Origin of the sequence: Caballeronia sp. LjRoot29 (assembly GCF_964252755.1) — a bacterium.
Lineage (GTDB): Bacteria > Pseudomonadota > Gammaproteobacteria > Burkholderiales > Burkholderiaceae > Caballeronia.
In genome coordinates, this window is the sequence record NZ_CAXUPU020000006.1 from 46,225 (window position 1) to 70,890 (window position 24,666).

The 24,666-nt window shown below is 58.3% G+C and carries 24 protein-coding genes; 9 read left to right on the forward strand and 15 right to left on the reverse strand.

The features are described 5' to 3' along the window. Window positions 1-21 precede the first annotated feature (21 nt). Both ACSQ83_RS09385 and ACSQ83_RS09390 read right to left on the reverse strand, forming a co-directional pair. A complete protein-coding gene (locus ACSQ83_RS09385) occupies window positions 22-810 on the reverse strand; it encodes an aldolase (RefSeq protein ID WP_436227943.1) in 789 nt (262 codons plus the stop codon). Window positions 811-832: 22 nt separating this feature from the next. After that, a complete protein-coding gene (locus ACSQ83_RS09390) occupies window positions 833-1,546 on the reverse strand; it encodes a haloacid dehalogenase type II (RefSeq protein WP_436227944.1) in 714 nt (237 codons plus the stop codon). A 113-nt stretch (window positions 1,547-1,659) separates the two neighbouring features. On the opposite strand from ACSQ83_RS09390, the gene ACSQ83_RS09395 reads away from it, so the two are divergent. Next, entirely contained in the window at window positions 1,660-2,499 is an 840-nt protein-coding gene (locus ACSQ83_RS09395) for a LysR family transcriptional regulator (protein WP_436227945.1), read from the forward strand. A 26-nt stretch (window positions 2,500-2,525) separates the two neighbouring features. Here the strand turns inward: ACSQ83_RS09395 and ACSQ83_RS09400 are convergent, their stop codons facing one another. The 3 genes from ACSQ83_RS09400 to ACSQ83_RS09410 form a co-directional block, all read right to left on the reverse strand. Continuing rightward, the gene (locus ACSQ83_RS09400; protein WP_436227946.1) at window positions 2,526-4,025 is read right to left on the reverse strand and encodes an aspartate/glutamate racemase family protein; all 1,500 of its coding nucleotides are present in this window, start codon (window positions 4,023-4,025) and stop codon (window positions 2,526-2,528) included. Further along, the gene (locus tag ACSQ83_RS09405) at window positions 4,022-5,311 is read right to left on the reverse strand and encodes a dicarboxylate/amino acid:cation symporter (protein ID WP_436227947.1); all 1,290 of its coding nucleotides are present in this window, start codon (window positions 5,309-5,311) and stop codon (window positions 4,022-4,024) included. The genes ACSQ83_RS09400 and ACSQ83_RS09405 overlap by 4 nt, the downstream gene beginning before the upstream one ends. A gap of 203 nt (window positions 5,312-5,514) precedes the next feature. Continuing rightward, the gene (locus tag ACSQ83_RS09410) at window positions 5,515-6,417 is read right to left on the reverse strand and encodes a LysR substrate-binding domain-containing protein (protein WP_414954722.1); all 903 of its coding nucleotides are present in this window, start codon (window positions 6,415-6,417) and stop codon (window positions 5,515-5,517) included. 556 nt (window positions 6,418-6,973) lie between these two features. Here ACSQ83_RS09410 and ACSQ83_RS09415 point away from each other — a divergent pair. Together ACSQ83_RS09415 and ACSQ83_RS09420 are read left to right on the forward strand one after the other, a co-directional pair. Continuing rightward, window positions 6,974-7,282, forward strand: a complete 309-nt coding sequence (locus ACSQ83_RS09415) for a DUF2917 domain-containing protein (protein ID WP_436228072.1) — start codon at window positions 6,974-6,976, stop codon at window positions 7,280-7,282. A gap of 184 nt (window positions 7,283-7,466) precedes the next feature. After that, window positions 7,467-8,042 (forward strand): glutathione binding-like protein, encoded by a 576-nt coding sequence (locus ACSQ83_RS09420; RefSeq protein ID WP_436227948.1) that lies wholly within the window; start codon window positions 7,467-7,469, stop codon window positions 8,040-8,042. Window positions 8,043-8,102: 60 nt separating this feature from the next. Here the strand turns inward: ACSQ83_RS09420 and ACSQ83_RS09425 are convergent, their stop codons facing one another. After that, a complete protein-coding gene (locus ACSQ83_RS09425; protein ID WP_414953123.1) occupies window positions 8,103-9,023 on the reverse strand; it encodes a LysR family transcriptional regulator in 921 nt (306 codons plus the stop codon). Window positions 9,024-9,146: 123 nt separating this feature from the next. On the opposite strand from ACSQ83_RS09425, the gene ACSQ83_RS09430 reads away from it, so the two are divergent. Then, a complete protein-coding gene (locus ACSQ83_RS09430) occupies window positions 9,147-10,076 on the forward strand; it encodes a DMT family transporter (protein ID WP_436227949.1) in 930 nt (309 codons plus the stop codon). Here ACSQ83_RS09430 and ACSQ83_RS09435 read toward each other — a convergent pair. Next, complete coding sequence (locus ACSQ83_RS09435) at window positions 10,059-11,576, reverse strand: mannitol dehydrogenase family protein (protein ID WP_436227950.1); 1,518 nt, start codon at window positions 11,574-11,576, stop codon at window positions 10,059-10,061. The genes ACSQ83_RS09430 and ACSQ83_RS09435 overlap by 18 nt on opposite strands. A gap of 95 nt (window positions 11,577-11,671) precedes the next feature. Here ACSQ83_RS09435 and manD point away from each other — a divergent pair, with 95 nt between their 5' ends. The 5 genes from manD to ACSQ83_RS09460 all read left to right on the forward strand — a co-directional run bounded on the left by manD (window position 11,672) and on the right by ACSQ83_RS09460 (window position 17,753). Beyond that, window positions 11,672-12,880 carry a D-mannonate dehydratase ManD gene (gene manD, locus ACSQ83_RS09440; protein ID WP_414953126.1) on the forward strand — a complete coding sequence of 403 codons (1,209 nt, stop codon included), beginning with the start codon at window positions 11,672-11,674 and terminating at the stop codon, window positions 12,878-12,880. A gap of 68 nt (window positions 12,881-12,948) precedes the next feature. Further along, the gene (locus ACSQ83_RS09445; RefSeq protein ID WP_436227951.1) at window positions 12,949-14,319 is read left to right on the forward strand and encodes an MFS transporter; all 1,371 of its coding nucleotides are present in this window, start codon (window positions 12,949-12,951) and stop codon (window positions 14,317-14,319) included. 47 nt (window positions 14,320-14,366) lie between these two features. Next, entirely contained in the window at window positions 14,367-15,404 is a 1,038-nt protein-coding gene (locus ACSQ83_RS09450) for an L-idonate 5-dehydrogenase (protein WP_436227952.1), read from the forward strand. 61 nt (window positions 15,405-15,465) lie between these two features. Then, window positions 15,466-16,764 carry an MFS transporter gene (locus ACSQ83_RS09455; protein WP_414953129.1) on the forward strand — a complete coding sequence of 433 codons (1,299 nt, stop codon included), beginning with the start codon at window positions 15,466-15,468 and terminating at the stop codon, window positions 16,762-16,764. 209 nt (window positions 16,765-16,973) lie between these two features. After that, entirely contained in the window at window positions 16,974-17,753 is a 780-nt protein-coding gene (locus ACSQ83_RS09460) for a GntR family transcriptional regulator (RefSeq protein ID WP_414968708.1), read from the forward strand. Here the strand turns inward: ACSQ83_RS09460 and ACSQ83_RS09465 are convergent. The 8 genes from ACSQ83_RS09465 to ACSQ83_RS09500 form a co-directional block, all read right to left on the reverse strand. After that, complete coding sequence (locus ACSQ83_RS09465) at window positions 17,746-18,129, reverse strand: substrate-binding domain-containing protein (RefSeq protein WP_436227953.1); 384 nt, start codon at window positions 18,127-18,129, stop codon at window positions 17,746-17,748. The genes ACSQ83_RS09460 and ACSQ83_RS09465 overlap by 8 nt on opposite strands. A 214-nt stretch (window positions 18,130-18,343) precedes the next feature. Then, a complete protein-coding gene (locus ACSQ83_RS09470; RefSeq protein WP_436227954.1) occupies window positions 18,344-19,213 on the reverse strand; it encodes a DMT family transporter in 870 nt (289 codons plus the stop codon). 471 nt (window positions 19,214-19,684) lie between these two features. Next, window positions 19,685-20,050, reverse strand: a complete 366-nt coding sequence (locus ACSQ83_RS09475; RefSeq protein WP_436227955.1) for an ArsR/SmtB family transcription factor — start codon at window positions 20,048-20,050, stop codon at window positions 19,685-19,687. After that, window positions 20,034-20,495 carry an SRPBCC family protein gene (locus ACSQ83_RS09480; protein ID WP_436227956.1) on the reverse strand — a complete coding sequence of 154 codons (462 nt, stop codon included), beginning with the start codon at window positions 20,493-20,495 and terminating at the stop codon, window positions 20,034-20,036. The genes ACSQ83_RS09475 and ACSQ83_RS09480 overlap by 17 nt, the downstream gene beginning before the upstream one ends. 131 nt (window positions 20,496-20,626) lie before the next feature. Beyond that, the gene (locus ACSQ83_RS09485; RefSeq protein ID WP_436227957.1) at window positions 20,627-21,610 is read right to left on the reverse strand and encodes a helix-turn-helix domain-containing GNAT family N-acetyltransferase; all 984 of its coding nucleotides are present in this window, start codon (window positions 21,608-21,610) and stop codon (window positions 20,627-20,629) included. Between the two features lie 84 nt (window positions 21,611-21,694). Next, a complete protein-coding gene (locus ACSQ83_RS09490) occupies window positions 21,695-22,948 on the reverse strand; it encodes an MFS transporter (protein WP_414968698.1) in 1,254 nt (417 codons plus the stop codon). Window positions 22,949-23,000: 52 nt separating this feature from the next. Continuing rightward, window positions 23,001-23,819 carry a siderophore-interacting protein gene (locus ACSQ83_RS09495; RefSeq protein ID WP_436227958.1) on the reverse strand — a complete coding sequence of 273 codons (819 nt, stop codon included), beginning with the start codon at window positions 23,817-23,819 and terminating at the stop codon, window positions 23,001-23,003. A 23-nt stretch (window positions 23,820-23,842) separates the two neighbouring features. Next, window positions 23,843-24,550, reverse strand: coding sequence for a PadR family transcriptional regulator (locus ACSQ83_RS09500; protein ID WP_436227959.1), 708 nt, complete (start codon window positions 24,548-24,550; stop codon window positions 23,843-23,845). Window positions 24,551-24,666 lie beyond the last annotated feature (116 nt).

Below are 24,666 nucleotides of genomic sequence, written 5' to 3' on the forward strand. Positions count from 1 at the left end.
CGGACACGCGACTATTCACGCCTAGTGTTCGAAACCATTTCCCTGATTGCGCAATATTCTGATCGAACTGTCCAAGTGCGCGCGGGCGCTTTGTGCGTCGCCCAAGCGGATTTGTTCATAGGTGCGCTGAGCTATTTCGTGCGGCACGGGCTTGAGCGGCTGGTTGCTGCTCATGGCTTTAAGCTGAACTTCAGCGGCGCGCTCCAGATAATAGAGGTCGTCCCAAGCCTCCGCGATGCTGGCGCCCGCCACCATCACACCATGGTTCTTCAGGAACAGGATGTCGGCGTCGCCCATGGCGTCTGCAATACGATCTCCCTCCGATTCATCCAAAGCCAACCCGTTGTAATGCTCGTCGACGGCAGTGCGTCCATAGAACTTCAGCGCCGTTTGCCCGAGCCATAAAAGCGGTGGTCCTTCGATCAGGCACAACGCGGTCGCGTTCGGCATGTGCGTGTGGAAGGCAGCTTTCACTCGCGGTTTCGATTGATGCAGTCGTGCGTGGATATAAAACGCTGTCGCTTCTGGCTGACCATCACCGGCGATCACATGTCCCTCGAAGTCGCAAACGAGCAGGCGCGATGCGGTAATTTCACTGAACGCGTAGCCATGGGGATTGACGAGAAACAGATCATCGTGCCCGGGCACGACTGCCGAGAAATGATTGCAAACCCCTTCTTCGTAACCCCGTTGAGCCGCGAGCTGGAAGCACGCGGCAAGCTCCACACGTGCCTGCACGACGGCGTCGGAATCGAGCCGCGCAATACGTGAGGGAACAGAGTTGCTGCCGATAGAAAGCGAGTGAGCCATGATGATTGATTGCCTTGAAAATTTACCAGCCGAGTCTATTGAATAGCACAGGGACTTGATCGAGCGTTGGAAGCGTGGCGTCGGGTGTGTAATCCGGCAGCAGCATGCGGCCCGTGCCACGATCGATCCAGACGCAGCGAAAGCCAACTTCGCGCGCAGCGGCGTGATCGAGATGCGGACTGGCGCAGATATGAACGACATCGTCCTTTGTCACGCCAAGCGAGTCGAAAGCATAGTCGAATATTTTCCGCGATGGTTTATAAGCCCCTGCTTGCTGCGCCGTGACCACGCGATCGATTAACCTGCCAAGCTGCGCGACATTGCCCGCGATGATCTCGTCATCCGTATTCGACACAATACACAAACGATAACCCATGTCCTTAAGCCGCTTTAAAGCAGCGGTCACTTCTGGAAACGGCGGCATGGCGGAGATGCTGTCCGTTAGCGTTCGGGCATCGTCCGGGTCGCTTTGCAAGCCGAATTCATCGAGTGCGAGACCGAACGCGTCCGCGGTCACGCTGCGAAATGACCGATGCGGCGAGCTTTGCTCAAGCGCGTGTTCATGCTGATCATAAATGCTGATAAATCGAGCCGGATCGATCGTCGCCGTTTGCTTGGCGGACAAGATCTTGCGGACGGCGGCTTGCAGTCCTTCGTCCCACTGGATCAGGGTGCCATAGCAGTCGAAGGTGAGCCATTGCGGCCGTTGGCTGTTTTCAAGCGCGTTGAAAGTCATTGATTTATTCACTTAGCTGAGTCGATACCGCTAGCGTAAAAGGATTGAGCGTTATTTGGAAATTAAATTAAACTCTAAAGGTCAATCGAAATTCAAATAAGCGGTGGTGGCTCATGCTAGATCTCGAGTTGTTAAACACTTTGGTTTGCGTGGTCGATGAAGGCAGCTTTACGCGCGCTGGCGAACGCGTCCACCGTACCCAGTCGACGGTGAGCCAGCAGATCCGCAAGCTCGAGGCGGCAGTCGGTCGTACGCTGCTGCTGCGCGACCGGACCGGCAATCACGTGAGCGCCACCGAGCATGGGGAGTTGCTTGCGCACTATGCGCGGCGGCTGCTGGCTTTATCGAGGGAAGCTCAGGATGCGTTGACCAGCGACGTGGCGCTTGAGCCGGTTCGCATTGGCGTACCCGAGGATTTCGACGCGCGCCGGATGTCGGCCATGCTGTCGGGATTTGTGAAGATGAAGCCCGACGTACGGCTTGAAACGGTAAGCGGCATGAGTGTCGATCTCCAGCGGAAGCTGGCGGCAGGCGAGGTCGAGATTGCGTTGCTCAAGCGCGAACCGGGAAGCGGAGAGTGCCTCGCATCGTGGCCTGAATCGCTTGTATGGGTAAAAGGCGAAGGCGTTGAACTGACGGATGAACCGGTCCCGCTGGCGCTGTTTCCGCAAGGTTGTGTCTACCGGCAACGCGCGATCCGTGGTCTCGACAAAGCGCGGCGGCGCTGGCGAGTGGCGTTCGGGAGTCATAGCCTGACCGGCATCCAGGCGGCAGTTTCGTCAGGGCTTGGTGTGTCGGTTCTGCCTACGACCGCCGTGCTTCCCGAACATCGGATCTGCACGGGTCTGCCGGATTTGCCGCCGACCGAACTTGCGTTGGTGAGCTCTGGTGGTGCGCTCAATGCCGTCCAGCAGGCACTGATCGAATTCTTGCGTGCGGAGATCAAGGCTTAGCACGGCTGGCGCAATGTCTTGATGTTTTAGTGCGCGGCTTTTGACTCAGCCCTTATTAGTCCGGCCTTTGCGGTGGCGTACGCAACGCAGCGTTTAGCCAGGATATCGGTTGGGTCCACTAGCGTGATCGTCCGTCCGCGAGCGCTTAGCCATTGAGTCCCTGGAAGCAGCAACGGTAACTCCGTACATCCAAGAATCACAATCTCGACGCCTTCGTCGGCTAAGCCTTCGAGCGCCTCGCAGACGTTGTCCATACACTGTCCTTTGACGAAGCCCGCCTTTACGCCCTTCGTGCCATAGATCGCATTCATCACGCTTGCCTGCAATGCCGGACTCGGCAAGACTTGCTGCAATCCCCGTGCTTCCAGCGCTTGCCGATATACGCCGCTCGCCACCGTTCCCGAGGTCGCAAGGAGTCCAATTTCCTTAATCGACGGAAATGAATCGCGAAGCATCTCGACCGTCACGGTCAGCATGTTGACGATGGGGACGCTGAGATACGGCTGGATCCTCTGTACGAATGCGTGTGCCGTGTTACATGGAATCGCGATTATGTCGGCGTCGCCGCTCTCCAGTTTCTTGCACGTGGCATATAACGAAATGGTCGGGTCCGGGCCATCGCCGATCAGGTTCTCGGTGCGATCGGGGATCTGCGGATTTTGCTCGACCAGCAGCTTGATATGATCCTGATCGCGTTTAGCTGGTGTGTTGCTGACAATCTTCTGCATGAAGTCCACCGTGGCCGCAGGGCCAACGCCGCCCACCACGCCGACCTTGAATAGCTTGGCAGGCGATTCGTACTGGCCCGACACAATGTATTGGGCATAGGCAAGATTCGAGTCGATTAGCGGGACGCTCAGCGCGCCTAGCTCATCTGCAACGAGTGCAATTTCGGTCATGCCCGGCACGATGATCTCGGCGCCTTGCGCAATGAGATCCTCGCAAGCGGCTTTCAAAAGAGCAACCGGCTGACCGAGCAAATGCCCAGACTTGATGCCATTTTCACCATATACGGCGCGCGTAACCGGATCCGTGCCGTCACTGATTCGCGGATGAATGACGTCGAATTCAGGCGCCAAAAAATAACGTTCGAAGAGACCGTTGCCCCGCGCGTAGTCGGATGCCAGCACACCAATGCGATGCACTGAACGGAACTTGCGGCGAACATAGTGTCGCACTGCCTCGATCATGTCCACGATCTGCAAGGGCGAGTTGGCCTTTAACTCGTCCATGAAAGTGTGGCTCAGGAAGCAGGGCAGTACGACCGTCTCGATGCCGCGTTTTTCGAATGCACGAATGAGATCGAAGATATAAAGCTTGCGTTCAACTGTCGCGGCGCTGGTCGCGCCGGCGCCGCGAAACGGATGCTGCTCGAAGACGACATCGAAGTGATCCGCGTCACCGGTCGCGGGCGTCGACTTGATGAGCTTGAAAAACATGTCGGCGCTGGCGAGCGGGCCGAGTCCGCCAATGACGCCAAAAGAGCGGCGTTGTTGCTTGTGCTTTTCGCTCGACTTCTCATTCATTTTGCTTCGCCTTGCAACTGGTCGAAGATCACCGCTTCCGTTTGTGTGAGTTGAGCCGTCTCCCGGGCGGTCTCCCATTTTGCAATCACGGCCGTCGCAATGCTGTTGCCGATCACGTTGGTTGCGGTCCGGCCCATGTCGAGTATCTGGTCGATCGCGAGGATCAGCACAACGCCCGACGGCGGTAGATGGAACATCGGTGCAACGGCGGCAACCACGACGACCGAGCCTCGCGCTACCCCGGCCATGCCTTTGCTGCTGACCATGAGCACGAGCAGCATGAGGATCTGCGTGCCGATCGGCATATCGATGCCAAACGCCTGCGCAATGAAGATGGCGGCGAACGCCTGGTACATCATCGAACCATCGAGATTGAATGCGTATCCCAGCGGCAACGTGAAGCCCACCACCTTCTTGTCGACGCCGAACGCTTCCAGCTTTTCCGTCAGGCGCGGATACGCGGCTTCGCTGCTTGCGGTTGAAAACGCCAGCATGGCCGGCTCGCGTATCGCCTTGAGCAATGACCAGATGCTGTTGCCAAGGAACGCGTAGCCGGCGCCGATCAGGATCACCCACAACAGCACGAGTCCCACATAGAAGCCGCCGATCAGCTTGCCGTATGTCATCAGCACATCGAGACCATGCAACGTCACAGCTGATGCAATCGCCCCGAATACACCCACGGGCGCAAGGCGCATCACGTAGTCGGTGAGCTTGAGCATGGCGGGAACGAGCGCGTCGATAGCTTGCACGAGCGGTGTCACCCGTGGGTCCGACTTGATCGCGCCCAGCACGACGCCGAAGAGCACGGAGAACACCAGAATTTGCAGGATGTCGTTGCGCGCCATCGCGTCGAGAATGCTTGTTGGGAACGCGTGGGTAACGAAGTCCTTGAAGCTGAGCCCTGCGGTATTGAGGCCGGTGCTGACGTCGGAACTTGTCTGGACCATATGAAGGCTCGCACCCGGTTGCAGAAGGTTGGCGAGACACAGGCCGAGGGCAAGCGATATGAGTGACGCGCAGACAAACCAGCCCACTGATCGAATGCCAATGCGGCGCACGTCTGCTGTTCCGTCCATGCCCGCCAGACCCGACACCAGCGTGGCGAATACCAGCGGTGCAATGATCATCTTGATGAGCCGCAGGAAGATGTCGGTGATGATGGAGAAGTAGCCGGCCATTTCTTTTGCCGCATTCGAATCCGCGGCTGTCCGGTGACAGATATAGCCGATCACGACGCCAAGCACCATGCCGATGACGATATAAAGCGTTAGCCGGTTTTTCATTTCAATCCTTCCAGAGGTATCTCGCACGAGAATGAGCGTGAGCCGCTGTGCGATGGGTTTGACGAAAAGCGCCTTGGCGCGGCTTAGCGAGGGCCTTTTCCGTCTCTGGTCGGATAGTAGAAGCGGACAAAAAACCCGCGATGCGGGTTCAGCATGTCGTTATGCGAGAGCCGCATAACCAGGGTAAACACGTATAAATTTTCTCAGGCGGAGGAGCGCAGGTAGCGCCACAGGGTGTCGATGAACTCATTTTTATTCGACGCGTCGCGGTACACACGCAACTCCACTTCGAGCTCCCATTCCTTACCGCCGCCCGGAACGAGCTCGCCATTTTTCAGCTCGGTTTGGATTGAGCTTTTCGGCAACCATGCTATGCCTTCGCCCTCCAGCACCATCTTCTTGAGCACTTCCGCCATATCCGATTCGTAGTGCGGACGCAGTGCCGGTTGCGTCTTGGCGCGGCGAAGCAGCAACGCCAGGCAGCGGCCAAAATAGCTGGTCTCGGTGTACGAGATAAGCGGCAGCGGCCGGCTTGCCGTGCCGGGCAATCGCATGGAAGGCCCCGATTTTTGATTCGGCTTGCAGACAGGCATGAAGGTGTCGATGCCCACCGTCAGGTATTCATAGCGCGTGGGATCGAGGTGAAGCGGCAGGTCGGGATGGTGATAAGCAAACATCAATTCGCAATTGCCGTTCACCAGCATCAGGATGGAATCATGGACGTTGGTGGGAATCACGCGTGCCCTGACATCGCGGAATTGGGCGGTCAGCGCGTTGAGCCACGCGGGAAGAAAACTCAGCGCAATAGTGTGGCCCGCTGCAATCTGCAGCCCAATGCCGGGCATTCGCTGTTCCGTGCGGATGATGGCGCGGGTGTCGAAGAGGCGGTTGAGAATGTCGTCGGCAGCTTCCCTGAAGAGACGCCCAGCGGGTGTCAGCGTGGGCGGATAACTGCTGCGGTCGATCAGGTCGGCGCCGACCCATTGTTCGAGCGCCTGGATTCGCCGGCTGAAACCGGACTGCGTGACATTGCGGACCTCAGCGGCTCGCGAGAAACTTTGGTACTGGGCAAGCGCAACAAAGTCCTCGATCCATTTAATCTCCATATCGTTCCCTGCTGGCTTCTTGTGGAGAAGCGAGTTTGTACATGTTCGGGCGAGACAACGGCGGTCGTGCGCTTAGTGAATGGCAAGTGAATGGCAAGCGAGTGGCAAGGCTTTGCTGCGTGAGGACGATTGTATGCGAGGCCTAACCAGTTCACCGCCGGAAACTAAAGATTAGCCCTTATCAGGCACTAGCCGGAGCATTCGAGCATTTAGGATCGCCATGTGTTATTGCGCTTTGCTCTAAGCCACAACCTAAAATTTGTTGACAAGCTCTAGGCGATATCTGACACTCAAGACTATGCAAAAGTTAACGTCCTTGGTAGCAATTAAACGAATGAACGCCCATTGGGGTGCTTCATCGGGGACGTGTTTGCATTGGAAATAGGAACAGATGCGCAAACACCAGGCCCTACCGAAAAGCGGTTGGGCCTTTTTTTTGTGGTGCCTCCGTCTTTCGGTTTAATCGACGGAGAAGATGATGGTTGGATCAAGCGAGCGGTTTGTTTTCCGAGCGGCACCCGAAACCTCGGCGTCAGCGCATGCGCTGGCGCCGGAGATGATCATTCGTTTTGTTATACAGCCGGGTCAGATCGCCTCATGGCGCGTGCGGTCCGATTCCGAATTGCGCGTGGGAACGGCAAGGGTTTGGGTCACGCGCATTTTCTCGCCGTACGACTACTGGTTGCAAACGGGCGATGTGCTTCGCGTGGCGCGAGGCGAGCGAATTTGGATAAGCACTGACGCCAATATAGCCGCGGAAATTTCGCTGACCAGCGCGTATGCTCTCGCACGCAGGCCGTTGTTCAAGTGGATCGAGCGGCTTGGAAATTACCTCGGTGATATTTCTCGACTGCGATCACGCTAGCGGCTTAGTGACCTAGCGGCTTAGTAACGAGCGGCCGGTTCTATCCGGCCGCTAAGTAAGGCGTCTAACAAGGCGTGAGCGGAAATCAACCTCAGGGGAGGTTCAATGCTTCAGGTTTGGGGGCGGCGCAACTCGTCTAACGTTCAGAAGGTCATGTGGCTGATCGGCGAGCTTGATTTACCGCATGGACATATTCCCGCCGGAGGCGGGCTTCGGCCTGACGCAACGCGCCGAGTTCCTGGCCCTGAATCCACATGGGCGCGTGCCGGTCATTAAAGAAGGCGGCGACGGTACGATTGTGTGGGAGTCGCACAGCATCTTGCGATACCTCGCGGTCCATTATGGCAGCCCGCGTTTCTGGAGTGACAACGCCGGTACGCGGTCTCAGGCGGATCGCTGGATGGATTGGTCTCAGAGCAGCTTGCAGCCGGCCTTCTTGACAGGTGTGTTCTGGGGCTTTTACCGGACGCCGGAGGCTTTACGCAGTGCGAAGAGCATTGACGAGAATCTTGCTCGTTGCGCGCAGCATTTCCAGCTTCTCGACCGGATACTGGCTGAGCGGCCCTTCATTGCAGGAGACAGTCTGAGCCTGGGCGATATTGCGGTCGGGTCTAACCTCTATCGCTACTTCGAACTGGATATCAAGCGGCCCGACGTTCCGAATGTGGAAGCGTGGTATGAACGGCTTCAGCTTCGCCCGGCGTTCCGTGAGCACGTGATGATCCTGTTCGATGAATTGTTAGGTCGGCTCGACTTCTGACATGGGCTAGCGGGCCCAAGAACGCATCCTTAAGCGTTTAAGCAACGCGCCAAGCCAATGTCACTTGCTGTCGCGTATATGCTCGACCAGATAATCGATCAACGCCCGTACCTTGGGCGGAAGAAAACGATTCGGTGGATACAGCAACCACACCGAGCCTACATAAGCGAGTGCTTCGAGATCCCAGTCGGCGAGCACTTGCACGAGCTCGCCACTTTCTAACGCTTCGGCTGCGCTGAACTGCGGCAGGCTTGCAATGCCGAAATCCTGCTGCGCCGCTTCGAGTCGCGCGCCTGCATGGTTCGCTATATATCGCCCGCTCACCTCCACGGTCTGCGTTTCCGTGCCGCGCCGAAAACGCCAGCGGTTGTCGTCGACGGTTTCGCCGAGATAAAGGCAGTCGTGCTGCGTGAGATCACGTGGGTGCTTGGGTGTACCGCGCGCATGCAGATACGCGGGCGAAGCACACAACATCCAGCGGACCGAACCCAGCCGCCGTCCCGCCAGACCGGGCGGTGGATGATCTGTTAGGCGGATCACGAGATCGAGATCGTTCTCAAGCGGATCGACTTCATGATCTGCATAAAGCAACTGCAAGTCGACTTCTTCATACGCGCGCAAAAAGCCCGGCACGAGCGGATGAATGACTGTTTTCGCAAAGGCCGTTGGCGCGCTCACGCTGACTTTCCCTTGCGGCCGGCCGACCAGTGAACCGGCGGCATCCACGGCGCCCGACGCCGCGCTCACGATGTCGCGGCAGAATCGAACCACCTGTTCGCCTGATTCTGTCACCTTCACCTTGCGCGTGGATCGTTCAAGCAGCCGCGTGGCAAGCGCTTCCTCAAGACGTTTGATCTGGCGGCTGACCGTTGACGGTGTGCTGCCGAGTTGGCGCGCGGCTACGGAAAAGTTGCCGGCATCGACGACACGGGCGAATACCGCCATGTCGGGCAGCAATGCAAAGAGTTCGGTTTGATTCATCGGGCCGTCGCGAGTTGGGGCGCAGGATTAATGCATCTGCGACATAAAGGTTTTGCGCATCGACCCGATTATCGTCGCATGTGCAACGCTCGACAATACGGACTCATCTACTGAGGTCCGATCATGCCCAAGCAAGACCGCCTGCTCTTATTGTCCGATCTCATGTTGCTGGTGGTCGCGGTGGTGTGGGGAACCAGTTATGGAGTCGTCAAGAGCGCACTCGTGTTTTATCCGGTGCTGGGCCTGCTGACGCTGCGATTCGGCATTACATTCGTGATGTTATCGCCGGCGTTGCGAAGTTTGCGTCAGGCCGACGCGCGAACGCTGCGCGGCGTGTTTATAGCAGGCTTGCTGCTGCTGGGCATTTTCCTAAGCGAAACATTTGGCGTGCTGATGACGCGCGCATCTAATGCGGCGTTCCTGATTAGCCTCTGCGTGGTGCTGACGCCGCTGGTCGAGTGGATGCTGCTCAAGCGCCGGCCCGGACGGATTGAATGGGCAGCAGTCGCGCTCTCGTTGTTAGGCGCATGGCTGCTTGCCGGTGACGGTTCGGTCGCGTTAAATCCCGGCGATGCACTGATCCTGTTTGCCGCTTTGCTGCGTGCGCTGAATGTCTGTGTGACGAAACGTGTGATGCGTGATTCTTCGCTGCCGCCTTTGTCAGTGACGGCCGTGCAGTCGGGTGTGGTCGCGTTTGGCAGTGCAGCGGTGGCGCTTGTGTTTGCGCCGAAGCAGTGGCAGCACGTGCCGTCGTTCGCCGGACATGAGTCGTTTTGGGGCAGCGTGTTTTATCTGGTTTTTGCGTGCACGTTGTTCGCGTTCTTCGCGCAAAACTACGCGATCAAACGCAGCAGTCCAACCCGCGTTGCGTTGCTGATGGGTAGCGAACCCGCATTCGGCGCTTTGTTCGCCTGGATGTGGCTGGGCGAGAAGATATCGCTTGTTGCATGGGTCGGCGGTGGTTTGATCGTCGTCGCGTCCATGCTGGCGACGGTGCGCTGGCGCAAGGCGGTGGGGGTGAATGTCCCTCGTGCTTCAGAGGTTTTGCCGTGACGCTGACTTGGTCTCGGAGGCCTTGTGGTTGGTTTTCTCGATCGCCGATCTTGCTCCGGTTTTCAACTGCGTGACGGCTTCAATCAGAGCGCGCCGGAACACTTCGTTCGAAGCAAGTTCGAGACTAAATACATCGCGGCAACCAAGCATCGCATCGACAAGACTTTTCGGATCGTCGCCCGAATGGGTAGCCAGCGCAGTCAACTGCGAGGCCAGCGGATCGCTGATAACGAAAGTCGTCCCGTCGTCGGCGCGTCCGCACAGGAAAACGAACCACGCTGCAATGCCAAGTGCCAGCCTCGCTATTGACTCGCCGTGTTCCAGGCGCGTTGCAATCGTTGCGAGAAGACGCGGCGGAATCTTCTGACTACCGTCCATGGCAATCTGCGCACAGCGATGTTTCAACGCCGGGTTCGCATAACGGTCCAGCAGTGCATCGCGATACGCCATGAGGTCGAACGAAGCCGGAACACTCAAAGTCGGTGCAATCTCTTGCGTCATCATCGAATGGATAAGCGTGCGCAGGGGTCCGAATGAAATTGCTTCGTCGATTGTCTCGAACCCCGCCAGCATCGACAAATACGCGAGTGTCGAATGGGTGCCGTTAAGCATGCGCAGCTTGGCAAGCTCGAATGGAATTACATCATCCACGAGTTGCGCGCCTGCTTGGTCCCACGCGGGTCGTCCGGCAGGGAAGTGATCTTCGATTACCCATTGACGAAAAGGCTCGCACGGGACCGGCGCTTCGTCGCGTAGCCCAAGCGCAGCGGTAGCGGCATCGCGGTCTGCGTTCGTGGTCGAAGGAACAATGCGGTCGACCATGGTTGACGGGAAGGCGACTTCGCGCTCAATCCAGCTTGCCAGCGCTTCATCGAGCATGCGAGCGTGGGAGCAGACCACCTGGCGCAATGCTGCGCCGTTGTGCGAAAGGTTATCGCAAGAAAGCACTGTGAACGGCGCGATGCAGGCATCGCGCCGCATTCTCAATGCAGCGACGAGGATGCCCGGTACCGTGCCGGGCTCGCCAGGATGCGCCAGATCATGTGCGATGCCGGGATGGCCGTGGTCGACATCGCCGGTCTTCGTATCGCGGCAGTAGCCTTTTTCCGTGACTGTCAGCGAGACGATCCGTACATTGGTGTCGGCGAGCAACTCGAACAGGCGCGCGCGGTCATGCGGTAGCGCAAGGACTTCACGCAGCGCCCGGAGAACCGTTGTCTTCACACCCTCCGCCCCACGCTCCACCACGCTATACAAGCCATCCTGCGCCATCAACGCATCGCGCTTTGTCACATCGCCTTGAAGCGTGACGCCGCAGATTGCCCAGTCACCACCTGCGGCAAGCATGGCCTCTTCCGTATAAACCGCTTCGTGCGCCCGATGAAAATTTCCGATGCCCAAATGAACAATGCCAATGCGTGGATCGCGCCACTCGGGCGTCAGCAGATGATCCTGGATCAATGGGAGCGATTTGCGGCAAAGCACGGATTTATCGGACATTTTAAATAGCCTGAAGCGGGAAAACCCTTGGTTGACGATTAAGTCTACTTGTATGGTAGCATCAATTCCACTGATCGCACCTCAAGGAAATCCCCATGAAAATCGTCCGCGCCGATGTCATCGTCAGTTGTCCGGGACGCAATTTCGTCACGTTGAAAGTGGTGACCGACGAAGGGGTCTATGGAATTGGCGACGCCACCCTCAATGGCCGCGAACTTGCGGTGGCGTCTTATTTGAAAGACCACGTGTGTCCGCTGCTGATCGGTCGTGATCCAGGACGAATAGAAGACATCTGGCAGTTTTTATACAAAGGCGCTTACTGGCGTCGCGGGCCGGTGACCATGACCGCCATCGCCGCGGTGGACGTGGCGCTGTGGGACATCCTCGGCAAGGTCGCGAATCTGCCCTTGTACAAGCTGCTTGGCGGCGCGTCGCGTGAAAGCGTGATGGTCTACGGGCACGCGACCGGACGAGATATTCCTGAAGCCCTCGACCGTTATGCGGAGCATGTGGAGGAGGGGTACCAGGCTATCCGCATTCAATGCGGCGTGCCCAACATGCGTTCGGTGTATGGCGTATCGAAGGGCGCGGGCATGTATGAGCCGGCGACCAAAGGCGCGGTAGAAGAGCAAACGTGGTCGTCGGAAAAGTATCTCGACTTCGTGCCGAAACTCTTCGAAGCAGTACGCGATAAATTCGGTTTCGACACTCATCTCCTCCACGATGTTCATCACCGTCTCACGCCAATCGAAGCCGCCCGCCTGGGTAAATCAATCGAGCCGCATCGTTTGTTCTGGATGGAAGATCCAACGCCGGCCGAGAATCAGGCCGGCTTCCGGTTGATTCGCCAGCACACGGTGACGCCGATCGCGGTGGGCGAAGTATTCAACAGCATCTGGGACTGCAAGCAACTGATTGAAGAGCAGTTGATCGACTACATTCGCGCCACGCTCACGCATGCGGGCGGCATCACGCACCTGAAGCGTATTGCGGATTTCGCTTCGCTTTATCAGGTGCGCACCGGTTGCCACGGGCCGTCGGATTTGTCGCCGGTCTGCATGGGCGCGGCGCTTCATTTCGACTTGTGGGTACCGAATTTCGGTGTGCAGGAATACATGGGTTTCCCGAAGGAAGCGCTTGATGTTTTCCCCCATGCGTGGACCTTCGATCGCGGCACGATGTATCCCGGGGATGCACCCGGCCATGGCGTGGATATCGACGAAGAACTCGCGGCGCGCTATCCCTACGACCCGGCTTACCTGCCGGTCGCGCGACTCGGAGACGGCACGCTCTGGAACTGGTGAGCGGCGGTGTTTAATTGCGGCGCTTAACTGCGGCTTAACTGCGCGGCATCATAACAAGGAGACAGGCAATGGCAGCTCAGAACAGTAGCGCGATGTTACGCCGCGTCGCCTTCGCATCGACTATAGGAACCGCTGCCGAGTACTACGATTTCCTCGTCTATGGCACGGCTGCAGTGCTCGTGTTCGGCACGAAATTTTTCCCGAGCAGTGACCCGCTGATCGGGACACTTGCTGCATTCGCGACTTACGCCGTGGGTTTTATCGCGCGGCCGTTAGGCGGCATTGTGTTCGGACATTTTGGTGATCGCATTGGCCGCAAGAAGGCGCTGATCGTCACCATACTGATTGTCGGCCTTGGGACATTCCTGATTGGGCTGCTGCCTGACTATTCGCAGATCGGCATCTGGGCGCCGGCGTCGCTCATCCTGATCCGCGTACTGCAAGGTTTTGGCGTTGGCGGAGAACAAGCGGGCGCCGTGTTGCTGACGGCCGAATATGCGCCGCCGCCTAAGCGGGGTTTCTTCGCCAGCCTCGTCCAGCTCGGCGCACCTGCGGGCTTCCTGATTCCGGCGGGCATCTTCGCCATCCTCACTGCCACGCTCACGCATGAGCAACTGCTCGCCTGGGGCTGGCGGCTGCCGTTCCTCGGCAGCATCGTGCTGGTTGTCGTGGGCCTGTATATCCGGTTGCGTACGGAGGAGTCGCCGGTCTTCGCGGAGATTCGCAAGACGCAGGCGGTCGAGTCGCGCCCGGTCGTGGAAGTCGTCCGGCAATTCGGCTCCACGATCCTGAAGGGTGTTGGAGCGAAGCTGATCGAAGCCTGCACGTTTGCGATGTACACAATGATCGTGCTGGCCTACGGCCGTGTGCACGGTATTAGTGAGAGCCTGCTGCTTCAGACGATCATCGTTGCAGTCACGCTTGAACTGATCGCGATTCCGCTTGCAGGCGCACTATCGGACCGGATCGGCCGACGCGCCACATTTATTGCAGGCAGCGTGCTGCAGGTCCTGCTGGTCGTGCCGCTATTTCATGCCGTCGACAGCGGCAGTCGTCTGGCGATCCAGACAGTCATGATTCTCGCGATTACAGTCGGCCACAGTCTTTGCTATGCACCGCAGGCATCGCTCTTTCCCGAACTCTTTCCGGCGCGCGTGCGTTGTAGCGGCATTGCGCTGATCTGGCAGATCGGATCGTTGATCGGGAGCGGCGTACTCGGACTGGTGGCCGTGAAGATGCTTCAAATCACGGGCGGAAGCTCCGTCGAATTGATTGTCTACGTCATGGCACTGGGCATTGTGTCCACGCTGTGTATTTATCTTTTGCCTGAAACGGCGCCTTTGCGTCGTGGTGGTGATCTTCACGACTGGGGTACGCAACCACTCGCTATTGCTTCCAGCGAAGCGCATGCATCCCCTGTTTTTGCGGCGCGCCGCTAGCCCTAAGTGCAGTGCTTCGGCATGCATATTATTTAACGGAGCTTCTCATGCTTGCAGCCGTCCTTCACGAACCGAAACGCCTGAGTATCGATGAAGTCGATGCACCTCAGCCACTACGGGGTCAGGTCCAGATCCGCGTACGCGCAGGCGGTATCTGCGGGTCCGATCTGTCGTATTACTTCAAGGGCAAGAGCGGCGATTTCGCAGTCCGGGAACCGTTCGTCCTGGGTCACGAAGTCGCGGGTGAAATCGCAGCGCTCGGGGAGGGCGTGAGCGGTTTGCGCGTGGGTCAGCGTGTTGCCGTGAACCCGGGGCTGAATTGTGGCGAGTGCCGGTTTTGCGTGAAGGGCATGACTAATCACTGCCTGAATATGCGCTTCATGGGCAGCGCTTCGACGTTCCCTCACATGCAAGGAATGTTCCGCCAATACATTGCCGTGGCCGCGCGCCAATGCGTGCCTGTGCCCGACGCACTCGACTTTGCGCAGGCATCGATGGCCGAGCCTCTAGCGGTTGCATTGCACGCGTTGCGGCACGCTGGATCGCTGGTCGGCGCCCAGGTACTGGTGATCGGCTGCGGACCCATAGGCTGCATTTTGCTATCGGTCGCCCGGCGTGCTGGAGCGCATCGTCTGGTCGCATTGGACCTCGCCGGCAAAGCGCTGCAAATGGCCGCGGCCCTGGGTGCCGATCAGACCGTACTCGCCACTGACCAGGGACAGGTCGAAGCGTGGTCCCAGTCGCGCGGCACCTTCGACATCGTGATCGAAGCATCCGGCAGCCCTGCCGGGCTCGACACCGCGCTTCGGGCCGCACGCGCGGGTGGCGCCATGATCCAGGTGGGCAACCTGCCGGCAGGGCAGTCGCCGGTTGCAGCCAATCTCGTGATGGCGAAGGAGTTACGTTATCAGGGGTCGTTCCGTTTCACCGATGAATACGCGGTCGCCGCCGAAGAAATCGCCACAGGGAAGATCGACCTGAGCCCGTTGATGACGCATGTCTTTCCGCTCGCGGATGCAAACCATGCGTTCGAAGTGGCGCATGACCGCAACCAGTCGATGAAGGTGCATTTGCAGTTCGACTGAATCCCTATTACTGCATTGCCCGAACGCCCGATCACAAAGAGGCGTATTTCAGGAGACATTCATGTTCAGAAGCCAGCGATGGTTCGTGGTCAGCTTGCTGTTTCTTGCTGGCGTGATCAACTATCTTGATCGCGCCGCGCTCTCGATCGCAGCGCCCTTGATCCAGAAGGACCTCAATTTTTCGCATGCGCAGATGGGCATCGTGTTCAGCAGTTTTTTCATCGGCTATGCGTTGTTTAATTTTGTCGGCGGCGTGCTGTCCGACAAGATCGGGGCAAAGAAAGTGTTTGGCGCGTCGATGGGTATCTGGTCGCTCTTCTGCGGAGCGACTGCGCTGGCTAGCAGCCTGTTTTCATTGATTGTGTTGCGGGTTCTGTTCGGCATGGGCGAGGGTCCGTTCAGTTCATCGAACAGCAAGATGGTCAACAACTGGTTTCCACGCCGCGAGGTGGCCAGCGCCATTGGTGTGATCAGTTCAGGTACGCCACTGGGCGGCGCGCTGGCGGGACCGGTGGTCGGCTACATGGCGATCCGCTTTGGCTGGCGCTGGGCGTTCGTTGCAATCATGGTGCTTGGTCTCGCGTGGCTCGTGGTGTGGACCTTGACCACGACTGAGCAACCGCAGCAGGACAAGCGCGTGAAACCCGAGGAGCTTGCGTTGATTGTCGCCGGCCAGCAGCAGGCTTCGTCGATGGAGCATGCGCCCGAAGGCGAAAAAATGGGGCTGAAGTTCTACCTGAAGCAACCGATCATCCTTGCAACAGCGTTCGCCTTTTTTGCCTACAACTACGTGCTGTTTTTCTTCCTGTCGTGGTTTCCCACGTACCTGACAGAAGCCCATCACATGTCGCTCCATGACATGAGCATTGCGACCGTGATTCCCTGGGTGCTCGGCAGTATCGGCCTTGCCGCTGGCGGTTTTATCACGGACCTGATCTTGCGTATCACGGGTAAGCCGTTGCTTGCGCGGCGGATCGTTTTATCGGTTTGCCTCGGGGTCGCGGCCGTGTGTGTCGGATTTGCCGGACGAGTGGTCAGCATGGAGGGGGCAGTTGCGCTGATGTCCGTATCCATCTTCTTCCTGTACGTCACGGGCGCGGTCTATTGGGCCGTGATCGCGGACACCGTCCGACGGGAGAATGTAGGTGGCGTGGGCGGCTTCGTGCACCTGCTGGCGAACCTCGCCGGCGTAATAGGACCTGCGGTGACGGGCTTCATCGTGCAAGCGACTCACGGTGCGTATGGCAGCGCGTTCGTATTGGCGGGCGCTGTTGCGGTGCTGGGATCGCTTTGCTCGCTGATATGGATTCGCGAACCGCGTGGCGACAGATTGAAGGCGCGGCGCGCATTCGTTTCCTAGCGGGTTTAGAACTCCCAAGAGGCTTCGAACAGCTGCAATGGCGTGGTAGTATGGTAGGTTACAAGATGAAGTCCAGGCTTCATCTTGTCCTCTCTTTACTCCTCGGTCAGGTGTGCGTCATGGTCACGAAAAACGTCTTGCCGGCACCGTTGCAACGTGACGCGTCTTCGTCTGACGGCGCTGGTCGCAACAAAAAAACAGCTTCTTCCATGCCACCGGCCGCCACTGCCCGTGGCCGCGCTCGCACGATTGAACCGCGTGTTGCACTGCCCAACCTGCGCGGTCAGCTGCGCGTTGAATCGCACGAACCCATCGGCAAGCAAATCTTTCGTGCCTTGCGTGAAGCCATTTTTTCGGGCGCGCTGGTGCCGGGCACGCCGCTGTCCGAGACGGAAGTTTCAGACATGTTCCAGGTCTCCCGGCAACCGGTTCGGGAAGCGTTTATCAAGCTGGTCGAATCGGGTGTGCTGCAGGTGCTGCCGCAGAGAGGGACCTTCGTTAAGAAGATCTCACCGCGACGCGTCCGGGAAGGCAGGTTCATCCGCGAAGCGATCGAGGCTGCAGTGGCTCGCAAGGCCGCGGTTGAAATCACGGAGGCGCAACTCGCCGATCTTGCCGACAATCTACGCGATCAGAAGACTGCCGCGAAAGCGCACGACACCACGTCCTTCCTTGCACTCGACGAGCGTTTTCATTTCCTGATTGCACAATCGATTGACTGCGTGGCGGCATGGGACACTATTCAGGACATCAAGGCTCAGATGGACCGCGTGCGTTATCTGAGCTTGCCGGAAGTGTCGCCGCTTGAATTGCTGATCAAGCAACATGCACGCATTGTGAGTGCATTGAAAGCGCATGATGCCGATGCCGCGGAAGAAGCCATGCGCGCGCATTTGCGCGAGATACTGGTCTCGCTAAAGCCGGTCGCCGAACGCAATCCGGACTGGTTTGAACCGGATGACGGCGAACGTGCCCATCTTGCTAGCTAGGTAAGCTCATCGCGACCGCGCTGAAACCGTAGCGAGGCAATATGGCTTGCGCTTGCGGACTCATCAGGTACATGGCCGATCGATAAGCCGCATCACATGTCGACTTATTCTGCGAATCGTCGAGCACGGTCATGCCGTAGTCGGCCGAGATGGCCAGATTTGTCGTCAACTCAACTTGTGTGACGCTCGTATCAGGCGTCGTTTCATGTGAGCTGCAATAGCCGATAAACACATCCACCCGCCGCGTTTCCATAAAGTACTTGACCGGATTTTTCCCGGCAGGCACGTCCCGCGTCACGCGGCCGCCCACCAGTTGTTGCGCCTTTTTCTCCAGGATTTTGCGGGCCTTGGGGATGTACCGTGTCGGCTTTGGCAAACAACATCCTTGCATAGTCTCCACCGGGATCAGCCGCGGGTGTCGACGTGTGGCGAGGCATCGTTCTTGTAGTGGAGTCATTGCCGGTAACAATTTTCGATATGTTCGGCAACATATAACGAAGCGATCAGGCGTGTACTGGCTAGTTGTGGACTCGGCTCGAATACCCGGTATGCGAACCGCGTATTCGAGTTGCTAATGCAGCGGTTAGCGCTTAGCGTTTCGTTGTCGGCGTGGCGCGAAATACCAGTACCAGACCCGCAAGGATCGACGCCATTCCTGCTACGCCAAGAGGCGCAAGACGGTTGCCTAGCACGAGGTAATCCATCACGGCGGTGACCACGGGCACAAGATAAAAGAGGCTCGTCACGTTGACGAGATTACCGGCCCGCATCAGCCGATAAAACAGCAACTGTGCGAAAACAGATATCACAATGCCTAGCCATAGCAACGGTATAAGAAAATCCACGCTAGGTACGAACCTGACGGGCTCGAACGGTACGAACAACATGGCGAGCACGAGGCCAACAACGTTCTGAAGCGGCAGGACATCGATCGGTTGCTGCTTCAGGCGCTTCTGCAGGATGGCGCCAGTTGTCATGCACGCTAACGCGCCCGCGCCGAGAAGCACGCCCGCTAGAGGAAAGCGCTTAGCGCTGCCGGCTGCGAATACAACGAGAGACAAACCACCCAACGCGAGGAGCAGGCCGCCCAAGCGTGCTGGGGTCAAGCGACGCTCCACCAGCACAAGTGTGAGGATGGGCTGTGCGCCCAGGAGCGTTGCGAGAATGCCGGGCGTCAATCCACGATCGAGCGCGAGCAGATAGCAAATCGGATAACCACCGGTCAGCAATGCGCCGGTGATCGCGACTTGCAAACGCGTTCCAGAAGCTGGCAACCAGCGCCCGCGCCATACAGCCAGCATCGCAAGGACGCTCGACGCCAAGGCAAAACGCAGCACAAGGAAAGCGAAGGCCGGGGCGTGATGGAGTCCCAGTTCCGAAACGATTGCACCGCTGCTCCACAGCAGGACAAAGAGTGCCGTCGAACCATAAGCGGCGACGGCGGATTTTACAAAAGCCATGAGTATTCACCTGTCGGGGGAATAAGGACTTAGGCGAGCGCGGTCAAGCCGCCGGGCACCAGCAGGTGCTGCGGTCAGGCCGGAAGCCTAAGACTTGAGGAGAAAAAGTTCAGCCAGGAACGCCCGTGTGCGGCGGCGCTACTGCGCCAGCCGCGACGGTGTTCGGAGGAGAAACGACAGGTGGGGAAACAGAGAAACCGAAATCCTTGGGACCGCTAAGACGCGCATGACCAGCCGTCGAGTCGGGCTCGATAGCGGCAAGGTGAATGTGCGTAGGGTTTGTCATGGAAAGCGGATTGAATAGAGTCGCGTGCTAAGGATGCAAGATTAACGCTAAGTCGCAGGTTGCGCAACGCTTAGGCGGGGACTTAGCTGATAAGAGTGATTCATTAGTTGCTTGGCCAATCCATAGAGAACCCCGCTTGATCTTAAATTGCCACGCACGACAAACCGGCCGTATCGCTTTGCATGTCAACGCTCCACGGCGAGCTTTAGTTTCATCAGTGCGTGATCCCACTGCTGTGCGATCGTTTCAAGAGACCGCCGGGCGGCTTCCAGATGCGTCGGTTCAAATTCCCACAAGCGCTCGCGCCCGATCTTGATGTCGCGCACCAGCCCGGCGTTCGCCAGCACCTGCAAGTGCTGCGTGACCGACTGCCTCGTGATGTCCGTCCCGGCAGTGAGTTGCGCAATTGACATCGCGCTGCCGGCGCACAGCACAGCGACGAGACGCAAGCGCGTTTCGTCGCCTAGCGCCGCAAAAACCGCCGCCGCGTTTCGTTGCGCCGGGCCCTTGAGCAGCGCTTTATTCGATGGAGACCTAGCCCTTGGCAGCATGTTTTTCGATGTTCGTCATTTGCGCTTCCCATCCCTGGTTGTTCAGGCGGAATGCATCCGCGCGGCGTTCGGGCGGAATATTGTCAAAGCCGGTTTCGACTATGCGCACCAACGTACCTGAGCCAACTTCTTCAAGCTCGAATACGACCAGGGTGGTGGGCTCGCCGGAGTAGTCGATGGCCGGATCGATGGCGCCCGGATGCCAGCGCCAGGAAAATAGCCGCTCAGGTTCAATGCGTTCAATCAACATCTCGCAGACAAGATGTTCGTATCCGGGGTGGGTAATGCGTCCATGGACGGACGTACCCGCGACAAAGGTTTCGCCTTTGAAATCCATGCCGAACCATTTTCCGAATTCTTTGGCATTCGACAACGCGCGCCAGACGCGCGAACGCGGGGCCTCGACAAGGCTCTGTTTTTCTATTCGATCAGTTGACGATGTCATATGCAGCCTCCTGACTGCATATTAGTCAGCGAGACGTGGAAATGCAAGTAATTAACTGCATGTCTTCATGGGCTTAGCGGGCGCTTGGTCTTTATAAGGGGATTTGCTGACACCGGGACTAGGGCCTAAGACTAAGACCTCTCGCTCGAACGCCGATTAAATTTCTGCTCGATCACATGAGTGCCCCATTGCGAGCCTTCTGCTTCCTCGGTCAAATAAAATCCGGACGACTCGTACAGATGACGCGCGGCGTCAAGGCTCTTGAAAGTCCAAAGATAGGTTTCATCGAATTCACGATCGACGAAATCCAGCGCCTTGGAGAGGAGGCGGCGTCCCACACCTGAGCCGCGCAATGACTCGTCGACAATAAACCATCGCAGATGAGCAAGCCGGTCATTGGCGTCGTCCGCGTCTACGGCTATTGAAGCGAGTGACCTGCCGTTCTCGACATGGAGCCACAGCGCCTTACCGGGAGACGGCAAGGCCATGGCAAACTCCGCCAGTTCGGTGGCGACTTTCTTTTCAAAGAAAACACCGAAGCCGGCTGCTTGCGAATAGAAACGTACATGCAGGCTCGCTATGTCTCCAATGCATCCCGGTTGATAGCCCTCAAGGATTTTCTCGTCTATCGATGCCGCCGCTCGAGGTGTCTTGTTGACGTTGTCCTGCGCCAGGGCATCCGCGTAAAGCGCAAGCGAGCGGACCAGCGTTTGCTGGTCCGCAGGCACCAGTCGCCTGAGGGCATTGGAGACCTGATCGGTCGCAAAGCGGTCGATCTTTTGCCGCAACTTCTTGCCGGCTGCCGTCAGGAACAGCCGTGACGACCGGCCGTCGTCGCTCGCGGTTTCCCGTGTTACTAGTCCCAAGGATTCGAGTTTTGCCAACTGCCTGCTGGTGTTCGATTTATCGAGCCGTAGCGTGTCGGCCAGGTCGCGCGCCTGAAGGCCCGGCGCCAACCCGATCTCGATGACCGCGTGAACGGCCGATGGCGCGAGGTCGCTGTCGGCCAGCGTATTGCGCATGAAACCCAGCTCGCGTACCAGCTTTCGCGAAAAGTCGCGAAGCTCGAGGATGGTGTGATCCCGCGATTGTTCGGGTAAATCGACATAGTCCATGGCTGCTCCAAACAGTTGCGCCTCGCAACCAATATACTTGCGAGGCGCAACTTTTTCAAGCTCACTTGAACCTTGCTAAAACGACTAGACTTCCCCAACCGGCTCTGCGGCAATAGGCGGCGAAACAGCCCTTTCCGACGCCGCTTTCACGCGGCCGACCCAGATCGCCGCGAATGATACGAGCGCGACCGCCAACAAGCCGTTGGTGCCATATCCCCGGATCGCCCCGTGCGCATCGAACGATAGAAACAGTCCACCAAGCCATGCACCGCAACCGGCGCCGAGTGCTTGCAGTGCGCTGTTCGTGCTTAAGAAAGCGCCGCGATTGGACGGTTCGGGAACGGTCGTCAGCAACGCTTGCATCGGCACCATGCGGCCGGACACAATCACCATGAACACGGGAAACAGCAGGACCATTGCGATGAACGGCAGGTTCGGCAGGTGAGTGACGAACAGCACGGGCACGAGCGATAGCACTACCAGCAGGCGGAACATCCGGCGGCTGCCATAGCGATCGGAAAGCCTGCCGACGAGCCGCGCTGTGAAGAACGTCGCGGCGCCGCCCGCCATGTATAACCACGACAACTGCGCCGGGGCCACGCCGTGATTAGCCACAAGCATGGGCGAGATGAACGGGATTACCAGCATCTGCGACCCCATGACGATGAACGTCAGTGCGAATGCATTGGCGTAGCGCGGGTTCGATATCAGCCTCCACAGCGTAGGCATGACACTTCGTAACGGAGGCGGCGTGCGGCTTAAATGCTCCGTGAGTGAAGGCACAAGCTTCATTCCGGCGAGCCAGATCAAGACCGATAAACCCACCAGCAAGATGAACGGCGTGAACCAGCCGAAATGCGCGCCTAACAGAACGCCTGCCGGCACGCCCGCCACCGCGGCAAGTGAGAAGGCCGTCATGATCGTGCCGGTCGCGGCGCCGCGGCGCGAGACGGGAATAACGTCGCTGACGATCGCCATGATGACCGACCCCAGCACGCCGCCGGTGATGCCCGCAAAAGCGCGTGCGATCAGCAGCATGGGAAAACTGGTGGCGCAGGCGCACGCGAGGTTCGACAGCGCGAACAGCGCATAGACCGTCAACATGATACGGCGACGATCGAAGCGATCAATGTAAGTGGCGGCAAGCAACCCTGAGAGACCCGAACACCACGAATAGGCTGAAACGGCGGTGGCGAACGCGGCCGGTGATATCTGAAAGCTCCCCATGATTTGCGGGCCGAGCGGCATCATCACCATGAAGTCCATGATGATGGTGAACTGTGTAAGCGCAAGCAGCCAGAGAAGGCGCCGCTCGCGACTCGCGTCTAGACTATACATATAGTCATCCTGATTAGATTTCTTTTAACGGCTAAAGCAGACAAGGCGCAGGTCAGTCGTCAATGGATTCGTGAACCGCTTCCGCGCCGCGTTTCCAGTAACTTGCCGCGCGAATCCGGCTCTTGTCGACACCACGTTCCGTGCACAGGTGCTGGCGAACCGCACGCATGACCGTCGCTTCGCCGGCGGCCCACACATAGCCTTCGCCAGTCGGCAAATACATTTCTCGCAACGCCAGTAACAAGGCTGCACCGGGGAAGTCCGATTCGCTGCGGTAGCGCCATTCGGCGTACAGGTCGGTTTGCGTCGTGAAGTCGATACGTGCAGATGGATCTTCCACTTCAATCAGCGTGGCCACGCGCGTTCCCGGCGGCAGCTCTTCCAGGCGGCGTGCGATGGCAGGGAGCGCCGTCTCGTCGCCAATCAGCAGGTGCCAGTCGAATCCCTCGGGGATCATGAAAGAACCGCGCGGACCGCCAATTCCCAAATACTGTCCGACCTTCGCTTGCGCTGCCCACGTCGCGGCAGGTCCTGCCTCATGCAGCGCAAACTCGATATCGAGCTCGCATGCTTCGCGATCGTATCGACGCGGGGTGAAGTCGCGTGCAATTGGCCGCGGCTGGTCGTCGGCGAAGACCGGACCGTTCGGGCCGGCCGTCGGCATGACCGGCTTGTCGGCTCCGGGTTGTGGAAAGAAGACCTTGATGTGGTCGTCAAAGGATGCCGATTCAAAGTCGCGAAGATCGTCGCCGCCTAGCGTGATGCGCACGAGGTGCGGCGTAAGCGGTTGAACGCGCTTGACTTGAGCCAGGCGGAATTTGAGTTGATGACGGACGCGGCCGACCGTCAGATCGGGCCCGCTGTTTTGCATTGTGTGTTCTCTTGAGTGTTGATTCACGCCGGATCTCCTGCGGTTTTTCCTTCGATCTCGGCAGTGGCTCGGACAAGGATCGCGGCAATACGGCGTTGCTCGCTGACGGGTGCGTCGGTACGCATTAGCAACGCGTGCTTGAGCGCGCGGCGTGCCTGGATGAACTCGGGCAACCATGCATTGCTGTCGCCGTTGGCGTCCGCGTTTTCATCGCCGGTTTCGCCTGCAAACGCGCGGCGCACCGAATCCATCTTGCGTGCAAAATGGCTTAGCTTGGCTAGCATTACATCGACGCGCTCGCGATTAGTCGCGAGGTAATTGCGTCCGGATTCGGCTAGCGCATAACGCTTGCGATTGCCTTCCACTTCAACCGTTGCATAGCCCAGTTCTTCCAGGTAGGTCAGCGCCGGATAGACCATGCCGGGACTCGGGCTGTAAAAACCATTCGATCGAACTTCAAGCGCCTTGATTAGTTCGTAGCCATGGCGCGGTGCTTCGGCTAGAAGAGCAAGCAGGAGCAATTGCAGGTCGTCAGAGGTGAATTTGCGGCCGCGCGGCATGCCGTCGTCGCCGCGGCCGCCGAAGCCTCCGGGGCCGCCTGGGAAGCGGCTATCGTCGTCATGGCGGTGATGGCGGCCGATCGCATGCCACATGGCATGCATGGAAAAATGGCCTGAAGATTCAAATCCAGCGTGGGTGCGAGCGAACTCGCGGCTGCGGTGATGTCGCATCGTAAAACTCCGTAGATATCGTAAAACACATCTTAAGATATATATCTTAAGATGTGTTGTCAATATTTTTTTCGGAGCGAGATTGGCCCGGCGGGCGGGTTCCGGCGTTGTGTTTT

Bases quoted from the DNA above. Each gene is read 5' to 3' on its own strand.
- ACSQ83_RS09500 (WP_436227959.1), bottom strand. From the start codon at position 24,550: ATGCGACATCACCGCAGCCGCGAGTTCGCTCGCACCCACGCTGGATTT.
- ACSQ83_RS09385 (WP_436227943.1), bottom strand. From the start codon at position 810: ATGGCTCACTCGCTTTCTATCGGCAGCAACTCTGTTCCCTCACGTATT.
- ACSQ83_RS09430 (WP_436227949.1), top strand. From the start codon at position 9,147: ATGCCCAAGCAAGACCGCCTGCTCTTATTGTCCGATCTCATGTTGCTG.
- ACSQ83_RS09390 (WP_436227944.1), bottom strand. From the start codon at position 1,546: ATGACTTTCAACGCGCTTGAAAACAGCCAACGGCCGCAATGGCTCACC.
- ACSQ83_RS09490 (WP_414968698.1), bottom strand. From the start codon at position 22,948: ATGTATAGTCTAGACGCGAGTCGCGAGCGGCGCCTTCTCTGGCTGCTT.
- ACSQ83_RS09435 (WP_436227950.1), bottom strand. From the start codon at position 11,576: ATGTCCGATAAATCCGTGCTTTGCCGCAAATCGCTCCCATTGATCCAG.
- manD (WP_414953126.1), top strand. From the start codon at position 11,672: ATGAAAATCGTCCGCGCCGATGTCATCGTCAGTTGTCCGGGACGCAAT.
- ACSQ83_RS09400 (WP_436227946.1), bottom strand. From the start codon at position 4,025: ATGAATGAGAAGTCGAGCGAAAAGCACAAGCAACAACGCCGCTCTTTT.
- ACSQ83_RS09405 (WP_436227947.1), bottom strand. From the start codon at position 5,311: ATGAAAAACCGGCTAACGCTTTATATCGTCATCGGCATGGTGCTTGGC.
- ACSQ83_RS09455 (WP_414953129.1), top strand. From the start codon at position 15,466: ATGTTCAGAAGCCAGCGATGGTTCGTGGTCAGCTTGCTGTTTCTTGCT.
- ACSQ83_RS09445 (WP_436227951.1), top strand. From the start codon at position 12,949: ATGGCAGCTCAGAACAGTAGCGCGATGTTACGCCGCGTCGCCTTCGCA.
- ACSQ83_RS09415 (WP_436228072.1), top strand. From the start codon at position 6,974: ATGATCATTCGTTTTGTTATACAGCCGGGTCAGATCGCCTCATGGCGC.
- ACSQ83_RS09475 (WP_436227955.1), bottom strand. From the start codon at position 20,050: ATGCTGCCAAGGGCTAGGTCTCCATCGAATAAAGCGCTGCTCAAGGGC.
- ACSQ83_RS09470 (WP_436227954.1), bottom strand. From the start codon at position 19,213: ATGGCTTTTGTAAAATCCGCCGTCGCCGCTTATGGTTCGACGGCACTC.
- ACSQ83_RS09410 (WP_414954722.1), bottom strand. From the start codon at position 6,417: ATGGAGATTAAATGGATCGAGGACTTTGTTGCGCTTGCCCAGTACCAA.
- ACSQ83_RS09460 (WP_414968708.1), top strand. From the start codon at position 16,974: ATGCCACCGGCCGCCACTGCCCGTGGCCGCGCTCGCACGATTGAACCG.
- ACSQ83_RS09450 (WP_436227952.1), top strand. From the start codon at position 14,367: ATGCTTGCAGCCGTCCTTCACGAACCGAAACGCCTGAGTATCGATGAA.
- ACSQ83_RS09395 (WP_436227945.1), top strand. From the start codon at position 1,660: ATGCTAGATCTCGAGTTGTTAAACACTTTGGTTTGCGTGGTCGATGAA.
- ACSQ83_RS09425 (WP_414953123.1), bottom strand. From the start codon at position 9,023: ATGAATCAAACCGAACTCTTTGCATTGCTGCCCGACATGGCGGTATTC.
- ACSQ83_RS09485 (WP_436227957.1), bottom strand. From the start codon at position 21,610: ATGGACTATGTCGATTTACCCGAACAATCGCGGGATCACACCATCCTC.
- ACSQ83_RS09495 (WP_436227958.1), bottom strand. From the start codon at position 23,819: ATGCAAAACAGCGGGCCCGATCTGACGGTCGGCCGCGTCCGTCATCAA.
- ACSQ83_RS09480 (WP_436227956.1), bottom strand. From the start codon at position 20,495: ATGACATCGTCAACTGATCGAATAGAAAAACAGAGCCTTGTCGAGGCC.
- ACSQ83_RS09420 (WP_436227948.1), top strand. From the start codon at position 7,467: ATGGACATATTCCCGCCGGAGGCGGGCTTCGGCCTGACGCAACGCGCC.